Consider the following 365-nt stretch of genomic DNA (forward strand, 5'->3'; position numbering starts at 1 on the left):
TAGTCTGCGTCTGATTCCAATCCTTGCATGATTTGAACACCTGCACTTGCGCCCACACGTGTGGCACCTGCTTCAACCATTGCGTTAAAATCTTCTAAGCTACGCACACCGCCGGAGGCTTTCACTTCTAATGCCTCCCCGACAGTCTCTTTCATTAATTTCACATCTTCAGCTGTGGCACCGCCACCCGCAAAGCCAGTGGATGTTTTCACAAAGTGTGCGCCTGCTGCTTGTGCTAATTCAGAGGCTTTCACTTTTTCTTCATCTGTCAGTAAGACTGTTTCAATAATGACTTTAACCGTATGGCCTTGAGCCGCTTTGACCACAGCTTCAATATCTTGTTGTACATCAGCGTAACGTCCGTC

At 47.7% G+C, this 365-nt stretch carries 1 protein-coding gene; it reads right to left on the bottom strand.

What is annotated here, in order from left to right:
- A partial coding sequence (gene deoC / locus CD118_RS11275; RefSeq protein ID WP_103356717.1) for a deoxyribose-phosphate aldolase occupies positions 1-365 on the bottom strand: 365 nt, incomplete at both ends.

It is taken from the genome of Staphylococcus coagulans (genome assembly GCF_002901995.1).
GTDB lineage: Bacteria > Bacillota > Bacilli > Staphylococcales > Staphylococcaceae > Staphylococcus > Staphylococcus coagulans.